We start from the raw sequence: 13,713 nt of genomic DNA on the forward strand, positions 1-13,713 counted from the left end.
ACCGAGCGTTTCGGTCAAGGAATCGGACCTGCCGTTTGCGGCAAGGACAGGGTTGCGCATGCCGCGCCTTGGGCGTAGGTCGATGCGACCATGACAGACGCCATGTCCGACGCCATGCCAGACACCATCCCCGCCCCTCCCGACCCCGGCCCCCGTCCGCACTGGCTGCAGGACGCCGCGCTGGCGCTGATGTTCCTGACGCGGCTGCCCGTCCCGGCGAAGGGGCCGCTGGCCAACCCGTTGTCGGGTCCCCTGGCGGATGGCGCCGCGGCACGGGCGATGGCCTGGTTCCCGCTGGTGGGGGCGCTGGTCGGCCTGGCCGGCGGCGCGGCCCTCGCCCTGGCCGGCGCCCTCGCCCTGCCGCCGCTGGCGGGCGCGCTGCTGGCGCTGGCGGCGACCGCCTGGCTGACCGGAGCCCTGCACGAGGATGGGGCGGCCGACGTCGCCGACGGCTTCGGCGGTGGACGCGACCTCGCCCGCAAGCTGGAGATCATGCGCGACAGCCGCGTCGGCAGTTACGGGGTGCTGGCGCTGGTCTTCTCGGTCGGGATCCGCGCCGCGGCGCTGGCGGCCCTGCCGGTGCCGGCCGGCGTCGCGGCGCTGGTTGCCGCGGGGGCGTTGTCGCGCTGCGGGCTGGCGACCCTCGCCCGCGCCCTGCCGCCGGCCCGGCGCGACGGGCTGGCGGCGGCGCAGGGGCGGCCGGCGACGTCGACCACCCTGCTGTCGCTCGCCCTCGGCATCGCCGCCGCGGCCATCGCGTTGAAGGCGGCCGCCCTTCCGGCGATGCTTGCCGCCATGGCGGCGGTCCTGGCGGTTGCGGCGCTCGCCCGCCGGCAGATCGGCGGCCATACCGGCGACGTGTTCGGCGCCGCCCAGCAGGTGGCGGAAGCCGCCGTGCTGCTGACGCTGGCGGCGCTGCGATGAGCGGCGGCATCACGGCGATGGCGGTGACCCGCTGGTGGCTGATCCGCCACGCCCCGGCCCGCACGGCCCCCGGCATCATCTGCGGGTCGAGCGATCCCGACGCCGATACCGGCGACCGGGCCGCAACCGCCGCGCTGGCCGGCGCCCTGCCCGCCGGCGCGCTGTGGCTGACCAGCCCATTGCGCCGCAGCCGCCAGACGGCGCAGGCGCTCTGGCACCGCTCGCCGCGCCTGGCCGACACCGCGGTGGTGGAGCCCGCGCTGGCGGAGCAGGATTTCGGCGACTGGGAAGGCATCAGCCACGATCGCGCGGCGGCCCGCGACCCCGGGGCCGCGGCGCTGTTCTGGAGCAACCCGGCGCGCCACGCCCCGCCGGCGGGCGAGAGCTTCGCCGCGGTGATGGAACGCAGCGGGTCCGCCCTGCGGCGCCTGACCGGCCTGCATGGCGGACGCGACGTCGTGGCGGTGATCCATGCCGGCCCGATCCGGGCGGCCCTGGCGCTGGCGCTCGACCTGACGCCGGAAGCGGCGCTGCGGCTGCGCATCGACCCCTGGTCGCTCAGCCGCATCGACCATTACGCCGCCCTTGAGGGGGATGGCACCGCCGGGGAGGGCTCCTGGTCGGTTGGGGGAATGAACGTCCGGCCCGGAACCTTTTGATCGTCGCGGGCGTTCCCCAGTCTCCGTTGGGCTACCGAACGAGAGGCAGACCATGGTCCGCAATACAACCGCCGGCACTCACCAGGCTGAGCAGGACGATGCGAAAAAGCTCTGGGAAATGATCAAGAGCGTCCAGGTCACGATGATGACGACCCTGGACGACAACGGCCGGCTGAATTCCCGCCCGATGGCGACGCTGTCCCATGCAGGATTCGAGGACGGCAGCTTGTGGTTCTTCACCCGCGCCGATTCCGAGAAGGTGTCGGAAATCGACCGCCACTGGCGGGTCAACCTCGCCTACGCCAACCCGGACAAGCAGGACTACGTGTCCGTCTCCGGTGTCGCGGAGGTGGTGCGGGACCGCGACAAGATCCGGTTCCTGTGGCGCGACATCATGTCCACCTGGTTTCCCAAGGGGCCGGATGATCCGGAGGTCGCGCTGCTCAAGGTTTCCGTCGACCAGGCCGAATATTGGGACAGCCCGTCGAGCACGATGGTCTACGCCTACGGCTATTTGAAGGCCAAGCTGACCGGGCAGTCGCCCGATCCGGGCGATCACGCCAAGATCGCCTTCCAGTAAGGCTGTCGCCCCCACCCCGCCCCTCCCCCGCTTCCGCAGGGGAGGGTCAGGGAGGAGGCAATCAGCGCCAGTCGCTTACCAACTTACCAGTTCTACCGACTTACCAGCTCTTGGCGCGCGCATGAGCCGGCTTGCCGCCGCCATGGGCCTCGCGGCGGGCATGGTCCGGACGACCTTCACCGCGATGGTTGTCGTTGCGGGCGAAGTCCGGACGCGGACCGCGCGGGCCCTTGCCCTCGCCCCGGCCCTCGCCACGGGCGCCGTCGTTGCGGTGCCAGGGCTTCGGGCCGTTGCCGTAACCGCCGCCGGGGCGGCCGTTGCGGGCCGGCGGGCGGCCGCCGGCGGTGAAGGGACGCGTCGGCTCCAGGCCCGGCACCACGTGAACGGCCAGCGTGGCCTTCGTGTAGCGCTCGATGCGGAACAGCGTGTCGCGGTCGGCGCGGGCGGCGAAGGAGATCGCCACGCCGCTGGCGCCGGCGCGACCGGTGCGGCCGATGCGGTGGACATAGTCCTCCGCCGAACGCGGCAGGTCGAAGTTGATGACGTGGGTGATGTCGCGCACGTCGATGCCGCGCGCCGCCACGTCGGTCGCCACCAGCAGGCGGACCTGGCCGGTGCGCAGGCGCTGGAGCGTGCGGTTGCGCTTGGTCTGGTCCATGTCGCCGTGCAGGGCGGCGGCGGCATGGCCGGCGGCGCTCAGCTCCTCGGCCAGCGTGTCGGCGTCGCGCTTGGTGGCGGCGAAGATGATCGCCTTGCCGACCTCGGGCTGGGCGGCGAAATGCTGCAGCAGGCGGCGCTTGTGGTCGAGGTCGTCGGCATGGTGCAGGCGCTGTTCCACGTTGATCGCGGTGGCCTGGCTCTCGACCGCGACGCGGACCGGGTCGCGCAGCAGCTTGCCGGCGAGCTGGGCCATGCGGCGGTCCAGCGTGGCGGTGAACAGCAGCGTCTGGCGGCTGGCCGGGCAGCAGCGGGCGATGGTCTCGACGTCGTCGAGGAAGCCCATGTCCAGCATGCGGTCGGCCTCGTCGAGGATCAGCACCTCGACCTCGTCGAGCGAGATGCGGCGACGGGCGACATGGTCCAGCAGGCGGCCGGGGGTGGCGACCAGCACGTCGACCGGGCGCGACAGCAGGCGGAGCTGCTCGCGGTAGGGCATGCCGCCGACCACGTCCACGATGTTCAGCTTCATGAACTTCGCGTACTTGCGGGCGGCGTCGGTAACCTGCTTGGCCAGCTCGCGGGTCGGGGCCAGCACGAGAACGCGCGGGGTGGCCTCGCCGTTCAGCGGCAGCTCGGCGGTGCGGGTCAGGGCCGGCAGCATGAAGGCGGCGGTCTTGCCGGTGCCGGTCTCGGCGGTGGCGAGGATGTCACGGCCCTGCAGGGCCGGCGGGATCGCCTCGGACTGGACCGGGGTGGGGGTGGTGTATTCGAACGCCTCGAGAGCCTTCAGGACAAGCGGATGCAGGCCGAGTTCGGAAAACGTCAAGTCGGATCAACCTTCTCAAAGCAGGACGGCACGGCCCCGCGCGCCCCGATGGCGGGCGTGGGACATACCGGCGGACTCGCCGGGAGGAGGTCGGTAGAGGGAGAGGCGTCTATCCGATGCAGCGGCCGGCCGGTCCCATACCATCGGGACGGCCCCCACTGCGCAATCACAAGCGCGTCTCGCTCAAGAGACGCGCGAGCCTCCAGCGATCAGGGGGCCTTACATAGGCTATTGCGTCGCACAACACAAGGACCTTGCCCCGGCGGCAGCCCCGCGCGCCTTGCCTGTCCACCATGCGTTCCCGCCATGCGGCCTCACTGCACGCAGTCGTCCAGCCCGTCCCGGCGCACCACGGCCATCCGGCGCTCGATCACCCCGGCCCGCCGGGCGACATAGGCGCCGGGGCGCGACGGCGACCAGTTGCGCGGGTTGGGCAGCACCACCGCCAGCAGCGCCGCCTCATGCCGGGTGAGCGCCGCCGCCGGCTTGTGGAAATGGTGCCGCGCCGCCGCCTCGGCGCCATAGACGCCGTCGTCCCATTCGACGATGTTCAGGTAGACCTCCATGATGCGGCGCTTCGGCCAGAGGCTCTCGATCAGCAGGGTGAACCAGGTCTCCGCCCCCTTGCGGGTCCAACTCCGGTCGGGCCACAGGAAGGCGTTCTTGGCGGTCTGCTGGCTGATGGTGCTGCCGCCGCGCAGGCGCTTGCCGGTCTCGTTCTCCTCGAAGGCATCCTCGATGGCGGCCCAGTCGAACCCGCCATGGCCGCAGAAGCCGGTGTCCTCCGAGGCGAGCACCGCCTGGACCAGCAACGGCGAGATGCGGTCCAGCGGCTCCCAGTCGCGGTCGAGCCCGGCACCGCCGGCGGCGCGGATCAGCATCAACGGCGTCGCCGGCGGCGGCACGACACGGTAGAGCGCCGCCCACAGCACCGAAAAGGCGACCAGCCCCGCCACCCCGGCCAGCAGCCACCGCAGCCATCTGCGCATACCGTCAAGTCCCCGCTCCGCCGCCCCGGACTTCCCTCAATGGGGACGCGCCGTTGCCGCGTCAACAAGCGATGCTCGCTTTGCCATGCCCCGCCGACCTATAGTGCCGGCAATGGACATGACCGCCGATCCCACGCCGCTTTACCGCCTCGACGACGCGCCCGCCATGGTGGCCGGCGCGCGCCGCGTCGTGTCGCTGACCCTCGACGGCGAGGTGGAGGACCTGTCGCTGGCCGAGGCCGCGTCGCGGGTGCGCCGCCAGCCGCCGCTGGTCTGCCACGGCCGCGCCTTCGCCCGCCGTCTCGGCATCGACAGCGTGCCGACCTTCGACGTGCTGGAGCTGTTCGCCTTCGTCCACCCCGCCCGCTTCTGCGTCCCCACCCCGCGCGGCCTTGCCGAGGCGCTCGACCTGCCCATCCCCGACGGCCACGAGGCCGACGCCCTGGCGCTGCAGCGCGCGGTGCGCCGGCTGCTCGGCGACCTGGGGGCACCCCAGCTCCCCGGGGGCCGCGAGGAGTCCTCCGACCCGGTCGCCTTCGCCTGGGAGATGGGGCGCGCCGGCTGGCCCTGGGCACCGGCGGTGCTGGCGGCGCTGGGCAAGCCGGACGGACCCGAGAAGGGCGCGGCCCGTTCCGGCCTGCGCGTCTGGGCCCGCATCAAGGAGTGGGAAGAAGGGGCGCCCCCTCCCCCGCCGGCCCAGAATCCGGTCGATCCGGAAGAGGCGCGCCGCCGCCTCGCCGTCATGCTGTCGGCAAGCGTGCTCGGCAAGGTGGCGGAGCCGCGGCCGCAGCAGGCCGACTATTCCAGCGCGGTGTCCGCCGCCTTCGCGCCGCGCCAGCTTCCCGACACGCCGAACGTCGTGCTGGCGGAGGCCGGCACCGGCGTCGGCAAGACGCTCGGCTACCTCGCCCCGGCGACGGTGTGGGCGGAGAAGAACGGCGGGACCGTCTGGATCTCCACCTACACCCGCAACCTCCAGCACCAGATCGACAGCGAGCTGGACCGGCTCTATCCCGACCCGGCGACCAAGGCGCGCAAGGTGGTGCTGCGCAAGGGGCGCGAGAACTACCTGTGCCTGCTGAACCTGGAGGAGGCGGTGCGCGCCATGCCCTTCCAGCCGCACAACGCGGTCGGCGTCGGGCTGATGGCGCGCTGGGCGGCGGCGACGCGCGACGGCGACATGACCGGCGGCGACTTCCCCGGCTGGCTGGTCGACATCGCCGGACGCGGCCCGACCATGGGGATGGCCGACCGCCGCGGCGAGTGCATCTATTCCGCCTGCGACCATTACGCCCGCTGCTACATCGAGAAGAGCGTGCGCCGCGCCCGGCGCGCCGACATCGTCATCGCCAACCACGCGTTGGTGATGGTGCAGGCGGCGCTCGGCGGCGGCGAGGAGCCGACCCTGCCCAGCCGCTACGTCTTCGACGAGGGGCACCATGTCTTCGACGCCGCCGACAGCGCCTTCGCCGGCCACCTGACCGGTCGCGAGACGCAGGAGCTGCGGCGCTGGCTGCTGGGCGCGGAGGAGACCGGGCGCAGCCGTGCCCGCGGCCTGAAGCGCCGGCTGGAGGACATCGTCGCCGGCGACGAGGAGGCGTTGCGCCATCTCGACGACATCCTGATCGGCGCCCGCGTCCTGCCGGGCGACGGCTGGTCGGCGCGGCTGGCCGCCGACAGCCCCCAGGGGCCGACCGAGCGTTTCCTGCTGCTGGCGCGCCAGCAGGTCTATGCCCGCACCGCCGGGCAGGGCGGCCCCTACAGCCTGGAGGCCGACAAGGCCTATCCGGTCGAGGGCCTGCCGGAGGCCGCCGCCGAACTGGAGCAGGCGCTGGTCCGCCTGTCGGAGCCGGTGGAGGCGCTGGCCCGCCGGCTGGCGCAGCGGCTGGAGGACGAGAGCGCCGAGCTCGATTCCGACCAGCGCCGCCGCATCGACGCGCTGTCGCGCAGCCTGCACCGCCGCGGCACCCTGACGGTCGAGGCGTGGCGGGCCATGCTGCGCACCCTGCCGACGGAGACGCCGTCGCATTTCGTCGACTGGTTCGCGGTGGAACGCATCGACGGCCGTGACGTCGACGTCGGACTCTACCGCCACTGGGTCGACCCGACGGTGCCTTTCGCCGAGGCGCTGGCCGGCCCGGCCCACGGCATGGTGGTGACCTCGGCGACGCTGACCGACGGCACCGGCGACGTCGGCCAGGACTGGCGCGCGGCGGAGGACCGCTGCGGCGCCAGCCACCTGCCGGCCCCGGCGATCCGCGCCCAGGTCCCCTCCCCCTTCGACTACCCGAACCGCACCCGCGTCTTCGTCGTCAACGACGTGCGCAAGGACGACCTCGGCCAGGTGGCGGCGGCCTACAAGTCGCTGTTCCTGGCGGCGGGCGGCGGCGGGCTCGGGCTGTTCACCGCGATCAGCCGGCTGCGCGCGGTGCGCGACCGCATCGCCGAGCCGCTCGACGCGGTGGGCATCCCGCTCTACGCCCAGCATGTCGACCCGCTGGACGTGTCGACCCTGATCGACATCTTCCGCGGCGAGGAGCATGCCTGCCTGCTCGGCACCGACGCGGTGCGCGACGGGGTGGACGTGCCGGGCCGGAGCCTGCGCCTGATCGTCTTCGACCGCGTGCCCTGGCCGCGCCCCGACATCCTGCACCGCGCGCGGCGCGACGCCTTCGGCCGTCGCCGCTACGAGGACATGATCACCCGGCTGCGGCTGAAGCAGGCCTTCGGCCGTCTGGTCCGCCGCGCCGACGACACCGGCGTCTTCGTGCTGCTCGACCCGATGATGCCGAGCCGGCTGGCCGGCGCCTTCCCCGAGGGCGTGGAGATGCGGCGCGTCGGCCTGAAGCAGGCGGTGGAGGAGACGGCGGAGTTCCTGCGGGGCTGGTGACGGCGGGACGCCGGCCCGGCCAGCAGGTCAGGCGGCGCGCAGCTCGCGCAGGAAGCCATCCATCGCCTGCTTGAGCAGCGCCGACTGCCGGGCGAGGTCGTCCGACGCGTGCTTGACGCTGTTGGTCGCGGCCCCCGTCTCGTTCTCCGCCTGCTGGATGCCCAGGACGTTGCGCGACACCTCGGTGGTCCCGACCGCCGCCTGCTGGGCGTTGCGGCTGATCTCGGCGGTGGCGCCGCTCTGCTGGTTCACCGACTGCGCCATGTCCGCCGTGGAGGTGCTGATCTCCTCGACCTGGCCGATGATGCCGCGCATGGCGCCGACCGTCCGGTCCGACGCCGCCTTCACCGCACCGATCTGGTTGGTGATCTGCTCGGTCATCGCATGGGTCTGGTTGGCCAGGTTCTTCACCTCGCTGGCGACGACGGCGAAGCCCTTGCCTGCCTCGCCGGCACGGGCGGCCTCGATGGTCGCGTTCAGCGCCAGCAGGTTGGTCTGGCTGGCCACCGCGCTGATCGAGGCGACGATCTGGTCGACCTGCTCGATGGAAGCGGAAAGCACATCCAGTTGGCGCTGGGCCTCGCCGGCCCCCTCGGCCGCCAGGCGGGAGCGGTCGGCGGCACGGCCGACACGGTCGGACAGCTCGCCGATCGACGCCGACAGCTCCTCGGAGGCGGCGGCCACGGTCTGCACATTGGCGCTGGCCTGCTCGGACGCGGCGGCCACGGCGGTGCACTGGGCGCCGACCTCCTCGACGGCGGCGGCAAGCTGCGACGAGGTCGCCTGCAGCTCGGTCGCGGAGCTGCCGACCGCGTTGACGATGGAGCCGACCCGCTCCTCGAAGGTCCGGGCAAGGTCCAGGGTCGCCCGGCGCTTCTCGGCGGCGGCCTGGGCTTCGGCCTCCTTGGCCTCCTGCTCCAGCCGACGGGTGCGGACCATGCTCTCCTTGAACACCTCCACCGTCCGCGCCATGGCGCCGACCTCGTCGCCGCGGTCGGTGCCGGCGATCTCCGTGGCGGTTTCTCCGGTCGCCAGGCGCCCCATCGCGGCGTTCAGGGCGGAGATCGGGCGGCGGATGCCGACCACCACCACCAGCACCGACGCCATGGCGCCGACGACGAGCAGGGTCACCGCGATCGACAGCGAGTTCAGCACCGTCCGGTTCGTCTGGGCGGTCAGGTCGTCCGACGAGCGGTAGACCGCGGCGAACACCTCGTCCGACAGCTTTGCGGCCATGTTGAAGGCCTCCACCATCAGCGGGCGGCCTTCCTTGCCATAGACCGCTGCCGCCCCGGCGTGATCGGCCTTCTCCTTCGCGGCATACATCTTGGGCAGCGCCGCCTTCATCGACGCCACCAGTTCCATGATCCGGGCCACCCTGTCCTTGTGTTCGGGCCTGACGAGGCGGGTCACCACCGCGCTTGACTCGGCGATGGCGGCCTGAAGCTCATCCATCGACTTGACCAGGGACGGCAGGCCGGCGGGATCCTGAAGCAGCAGGACGTTGTTGGCCTGACGCCCCAGGTTGGCGAGGTCGCCGCGCATCCGTTCCAGCTTCAGCGAGAAGGCCACGTCGGTGTCGAGCAGCCGGCTGTAGCGATCGTCGATCTCACCGATCCTGTTGCCCAGGTATATCGACAATCCCAGCGTAATCACGCTGAGAAGGGCAACAACTGCATAGATTTTCGTACCAACCCGCAGATTCTGGATGAGCTTCACGAAGGCACCTCACTGAAAATCCCCACGGGGACGCGAATTCCGCCATCTTCCGCGCAAATGCCGAAGAGGGTTTCTCGGGCATAGGTCTTGCGGAGTAAAAGATTTCTTAAATGCGGACTGCGGGGTACCGGAACATCTTCAGGTCCGGGCTGGAAACGGCAACGATATCAACGCCTCATCCACCCGGTGCATACACCGCCAGCAGCGCCGACAGCGTCACCACGCTCAGCACCGTCGAGACCAGGATGGCAGACGACGTGCGTTCCACGTAGATCTGGTACTGCGAGGCGACGACGAAGGTCAGCGCGCCGGTCGGCAGGGCCGCCAGGATGACGGCACTGGCGGTCCAGAAGGGGTCCATCGGGAACAGCGTGCGGGTCAGCAGCCAGGCCAGCGCCGGATGGGCCAGCAGCTTGAAGGCGCTGATCCAGCCCGCCTCCGCAAGGCCCGCGGTCAGGCGCTGCGAGGCGAGGAACAGGCCGATGGCGAACAGCGCGCAGGGACCGGCGGGCGACCCCATCAGCTCGCAGAAGGTGGCGATCGGCTTCGGCACCGCCACGCCGGGCAGCAGGGCCGACCACAGGACGCCGACGCCGGTCGACAGGATCAGCGGGTTCCTGGCCAGCGCCCGGCCGACGTCCTTCAACGCCTTTCCCAGCCCGGCGCCGTGGCTGTTGGCGAACTCCAGCCAGATCACCGCGATGCCGACCATGACGACGCTCATGAGGATGGTCGCCAGGATGGTCGGGGCCAGATGGTCCGGGCCGAAGGCGGCCAGGAACAACGGGATGCCCATGTAGCCGGTGTTGGAGAAGGCGGCGTTCAGCCCCTGCATGCAGTGGACCTGCGTGCGGTCGCGCCGCAGCAGCCGGCCGACGACCGCCCCCAGCGCATAGACCAGCAGCATCGAGCCGAGGAAGGCACCGATGAACGGCCCGTTGAAGATCTCCGGGATCGATCGCCTGGCGGTGCCGAGGAACAGCACCGGCGGCAAGGCCATCCAGTAGACGAACTTGTTGAGCGCCTCGGACGAGGATGGCCCCAGCAACTTCGACTTTCCCGACAGAAAGCCGGCCAGGATGATGGCGAAGACGGGAAAGGCGACGTTGAGCACGACAGTCATGACGCGCGACAATAGGGGGCACGAACCCTGCCGTCGAGCGGCCGATGCCACCGCCGGGGGCATGGCACCCTTGACGCGGGGGATATGGCGTTCAACAGTGCGCGGACCGGCCGCGCCGCCCGCCACTTCCAGCCCGCCACTTCCAGCCCGCCACTTCCAGCCCGCCGCCCCCAGCCCGCCGCCCGGCGCCGCTCACGCCTGTCAGGAAAGCCCATGATCGACCACCACAGCGCGCTCATCTACGTCATGGTCCTGGTGTCGGCCTGCGACGCCGACATGACCGACGCCGAACTGGAAGCCATCGGCGAGAATGTCCGCTACCTGCCGATCTTCCGCGACTTCAGCAGCGACCAGGTGATGGCCGCCACGCGGGAATGCACGGCCATCCTGTCGGATGCCGACGGGCTCGACACCGTGCTGACGATCATCGAGCAGGCGCTGCCGTCCAAGCTGCGCGAGACCGCCTATGCAGTCGCCTGCGACATCGCGGCGGCCGATCCGAAGGCATCGCAGGAGGAGTTGCGCATGCTGGAGATGATCCGCCACCGCCTGGGCATCGACCGGCTGTGCGCCGCCGCCATCGAGCGCGGCGCCCGCGCCCGCCACATGCGCCTCTGACGCGCCCCCGCCGCCCCCGTCCCTCCGACCCGTCCCGCCGAACCTGCCCGAAAGACGCACCATGACCGACGAAACCGTCCGCCCCGACCTGTCAGGACAGCGCCTGGGCTTCATCGGCCTCGGCCTGATGGGCAAGCCGATGGCCCGCGCGCTCGCCCGGCAGGGCGCCGGCCTGGTGGTGGCGAGCCGCAGCGCCGGTCCGGTCGCCGAGATGGCGGCCGAAGGCATGATCGCCGCCACCGGGCCGGCCGCCGTCGCCGGACAGGCCGACACGATCATCCTGATGCTGACCGACACCCCGGCGGTGGAGGCGGTGGCCGCGGCGCTGCTGCCGGGCCTGCGCCCCGGACATCTGGTGATCGACATGGGCACCACCGCAGTCGCCGCCACCCGCGCCCTGGCCGGCCGGGTCGCCGCGGCCGGTGCCGAGTGGCTCGACGCCCCGGTCTCCGGCGGGACGGTGGCGGCCGAGGCGGCGACGCTGACCATCATGGCCGGCGGAACGGAGGCGGCCTTCGCCCGCGCCCTGCCGCTGCTGCAGGCGATGGGCCGCCGGATCACCCATGTCGGGGCCAGCGGCGCCGGCCAGATCGCCAAGTCCGCCAACCAGGTCATCGTCGCCCTGACCATCGGCGCCGTGGCCGAGGCGCTGGCCCTGGCCAAGGCCGCCGGCGCCGATCCGGCGAAGGTCCGCGACGCCATCCGCGGCGGCTTCGCGGAATCCCGCATCCTCGACCTGCATGGCGGCCGCATGGTGGCCGGCGACTTCACGCCGGGCGGGCGCGTCACCACCCAGGTCAAGGACCTCCGCCAGGCGGAGGAGCTGGCCCAGCAGTCCGGCATCGACCTGCCGACGCTCGGCCTGTCGCTGGAGCTGTTCGAGATGCTGGTGGAACAGGGTGACGGCGCGCTGGACCATTCGGCACTCTACCGGCTGTTCGCGCGCTGATCCGGCGGCGCCCTCCCGCCATTCCCTCCGTTGCGTCAACGCACGCCTTCCAGCAAGTTTCTTGTCAAGACGGTTGAGGAACGGTGCCGTTTCGTCCATTCTCCGGCCTTTCCACGGAGCGGAAAGCCCACGGGCCTTCCCTTCAGGCCAGGTGTCAGGTCAGGCGGCAATGACGGGCGAACGCATCTATCTCTACGACACCACGCTGCGCGACGGGGCACAGACCCAGGGTGTGGATTTCTCGGTCACCGACAAGGTCGCGATCGCCCGCGACCTCGACCGGATCGGCGTCGACTACATCGAGGGCGGCTGGCCGGGCGCCAACCCGACCGACGACCAGTTCTTCGCCGAAGCACCGGATCTCGACCGCGCCACCTTCACCGCCTTCGGCATGACCCGGCGCCCCGGACGCAGCGCCGCCAACGATCCGCAGTTGACGGCGCTGGCCCAGTCGCGGGCCAAGGCGGTCTGCATGGTCGGCAAGACCTGGGACTTCCACGTCGACGTGGCGCTGAACATCCCGCGCGACGAGAACCTGGATCTGATCCGTGACAGCATCGCGGCGCTGCGCGCCGCCAAGGGCGAGGCGCTGTTCGACGCAGAGCATTTCTTCGACGGCTACAAGCGCAACCCGGCCTATGCCGCGTCCTGCATCAGTGCCGCCTTCGAGGCCGGCGCCCGCTGGATCGTGCTGTGCGACACCAACGGCGGCACCCTGCCGCACGAGATCGACGCCATCGTCCGCGAGGTGGTGGAGAGGCACGGCATCCCGGGCGACCGGCTGGGCATCCACTGCCACAACGACACCGAGAACGCGGTCGCCAACTCGCTGGCGGCGGTGCGGGCCGGCGCGCGCATGGTCCAGGGCACGATCAACGGGCTGGGCGAGCGCTGCGGCAACGCCAACCTCGTCTCCCTGATCCCGACGCTGATGCTGAAGATGGGGTACGAGACCGGCGTCCGTCGCGAGGACCTGCCGCTGCTGACCCGGCTCAGCCGTGCCTTCGACGACCGCCTGAACCGCGCGCCGAACCGTCATGCCCCCTATGTCGGGGCCAGCGCCTTCGCCCATAAGGGCGGCCTGCACGTCTCGGCGGTGGAGAAGGACCCGTCCTCCTACGAGCATGTCGCACCCGAGCTGGTCGGCAACCGCCGCGAGATCGTGATGTCAGACCAGGCCGGCCGCTCCAACCTGGTGGCGCGCCTGCGCGACATCGGCATGGCCGTCGACGCGAAGGACGAGCGCCTCGCCGGCCTGCTCGACCTGGTGAAGCAGCGCGACGGCGACGGCTACGCCTACGACACCGCCGAGGCCAGCTTCGAGCTGCTGGTGCGGCGCGAGCTGGGCGACGTGCCGCGCTATTTCGAGCTGCTGCGCTTCCACGTCACCGACGAGCGCCGCTACAACGCGCTCGGCAGGATGGTGGTCGAATCGGAAGCGGTGGTGCGCGTGCGCATCGGCGGCGAGGTGCGGATGGAGGTCGCCGACGGCAACGGCCCGGTCCACGCGCTGGACGTCGCCATGCGCAAGGCGCTGGAGCCGGTCTATCCGGCCCTGGCGCGGGTCAGCCTGTCCGACTACCGCGTTCGCATCCTGGCGGCGAAGGACGGCACCGGCGCCATGCCGCGCGTCCTGATCCGCAGCGCCCGGTCCGACGGTACCGAATGGTCCACGCTCGGCGTGTCCACCAACATCATCGAGGCCTCGGTGGAGGCCCTGGCGGACAGCTACACCTTCGCGCTGATGAAGAGCGAGGCGAAGCCGGTGTGACGGGC

The 13,713-nt window shown here is 71.5% G+C and carries 11 protein-coding genes; 7 read left to right on the forward strand and 4 right to left on the reverse strand.

The window, feature by feature from the left end; genetic code table 11:
* The first annotated feature begins 90 nt into the window (after window positions 1-90).
* Genes cobS through J2850_RS14500 form a run of 3 tightly spaced genes read left to right on the forward strand, consistent with a single transcriptional unit; the run spans window position 91 to window position 2,163 of the window.
* Window positions 91-924, forward strand: coding sequence for an adenosylcobinamide-GDP ribazoletransferase (cobS, locus tag J2850_RS14490; RefSeq protein WP_246513073.1), 834 nt, complete (start codon window positions 91-93; stop codon window positions 922-924).
* Complete coding sequence (locus J2850_RS14495; RefSeq protein ID WP_209982793.1) at window positions 921-1,583, forward strand: histidine phosphatase family protein; 663 nt, start codon at window positions 921-923, stop codon at window positions 1,581-1,583. Before cobS ends, J2850_RS14495 begins: the two co-directional genes overlap by 4 nt.
* 52 nt (window positions 1,584-1,635) lie before the next feature.
* Complete coding sequence (locus J2850_RS14500; protein WP_209982795.1) at window positions 1,636-2,163, forward strand: pyridoxamine 5'-phosphate oxidase family protein; 528 nt, start codon at window positions 1,636-1,638, stop codon at window positions 2,161-2,163.
* Between the two features lie 100 nt (window positions 2,164-2,263).
* Here J2850_RS14500 and J2850_RS14505 read toward each other — a convergent pair whose 3' ends face one another.
* Together J2850_RS14505 and mtgA are read right to left on the reverse strand one after the other, a co-directional pair.
* Entirely contained in the window at window positions 2,264-3,649 is a 1,386-nt protein-coding gene (locus J2850_RS14505) for a DEAD/DEAH box helicase (protein ID WP_209982797.1), read from the reverse strand.
* A 314-nt stretch (window positions 3,650-3,963) separates the two neighbouring features.
* Window positions 3,964-4,638 (reverse strand): monofunctional biosynthetic peptidoglycan transglycosylase, encoded by a 675-nt coding sequence (gene mtgA / locus J2850_RS14510; protein WP_209982800.1) that lies wholly within the window; start codon window positions 4,636-4,638, stop codon window positions 3,964-3,966.
* Window positions 4,639-4,750: 112 nt separating this feature from the next.
* Between mtgA and J2850_RS14515 the strand changes: the two genes are divergently transcribed.
* Window positions 4,751-7,528, forward strand: coding sequence for an ATP-dependent DNA helicase (locus J2850_RS14515; protein WP_209982802.1), 2,778 nt, complete (start codon window positions 4,751-4,753; stop codon window positions 7,526-7,528).
* A 27-nt stretch (window positions 7,529-7,555) separates the two neighbouring features.
* Here J2850_RS14515 and J2850_RS14520 read toward each other — a convergent pair whose 3' ends face one another.
* Together J2850_RS14520 and J2850_RS14525 are read right to left on the reverse strand one after the other, a co-directional pair.
* Window positions 7,556-9,169: a methyl-accepting chemotaxis protein gene (locus tag J2850_RS14520; RefSeq protein ID WP_246513074.1), complete on the reverse strand. Its 1,614-nt coding sequence runs from the start codon at window positions 9,167-9,169 to the stop codon at window positions 7,556-7,558.
* Window positions 9,170-9,422: 253 nt separating this feature from the next.
* Window positions 9,423-10,370 (reverse strand): AEC family transporter, encoded by a 948-nt coding sequence (locus J2850_RS14525; RefSeq protein ID WP_209982805.1) that lies wholly within the window; start codon window positions 10,368-10,370, stop codon window positions 9,423-9,425.
* Window positions 10,371-10,583: 213 nt separating this feature from the next.
* On the opposite strand from J2850_RS14525, the gene J2850_RS14530 reads away from it, so the two are divergent.
* From J2850_RS14530 to cimA, 3 genes are all read left to right on the forward strand, one after another.
* On the forward strand, window positions 10,584-10,988 hold the full coding sequence (locus tag J2850_RS14530) for a tellurite resistance TerB family protein (RefSeq protein WP_246513075.1): 405 nt from the start codon (window positions 10,584-10,586) through the stop codon (window positions 10,986-10,988).
* A gap of 61 nt (window positions 10,989-11,049) precedes the next feature.
* Window positions 11,050-11,937 carry an NAD(P)-dependent oxidoreductase gene (locus J2850_RS14535; protein WP_209982807.1) on the forward strand — a complete coding sequence of 296 codons (888 nt, stop codon included), beginning with the start codon at window positions 11,050-11,052 and terminating at the stop codon, window positions 11,935-11,937.
* A 169-nt stretch (window positions 11,938-12,106) separates the two neighbouring features.
* Window positions 12,107-13,708, forward strand: a complete 1,602-nt coding sequence (gene cimA, locus J2850_RS14540; protein WP_209982809.1) for a citramalate synthase — start codon at window positions 12,107-12,109, stop codon at window positions 13,706-13,708.
* Window positions 13,709-13,713: the final 5 nt, after the last annotated feature.

The organism is Azospirillum picis (assembly GCF_017876115.1).
Lineage (GTDB): Bacteria > Pseudomonadota > Alphaproteobacteria > Azospirillales > Azospirillaceae > Azospirillum > Azospirillum picis.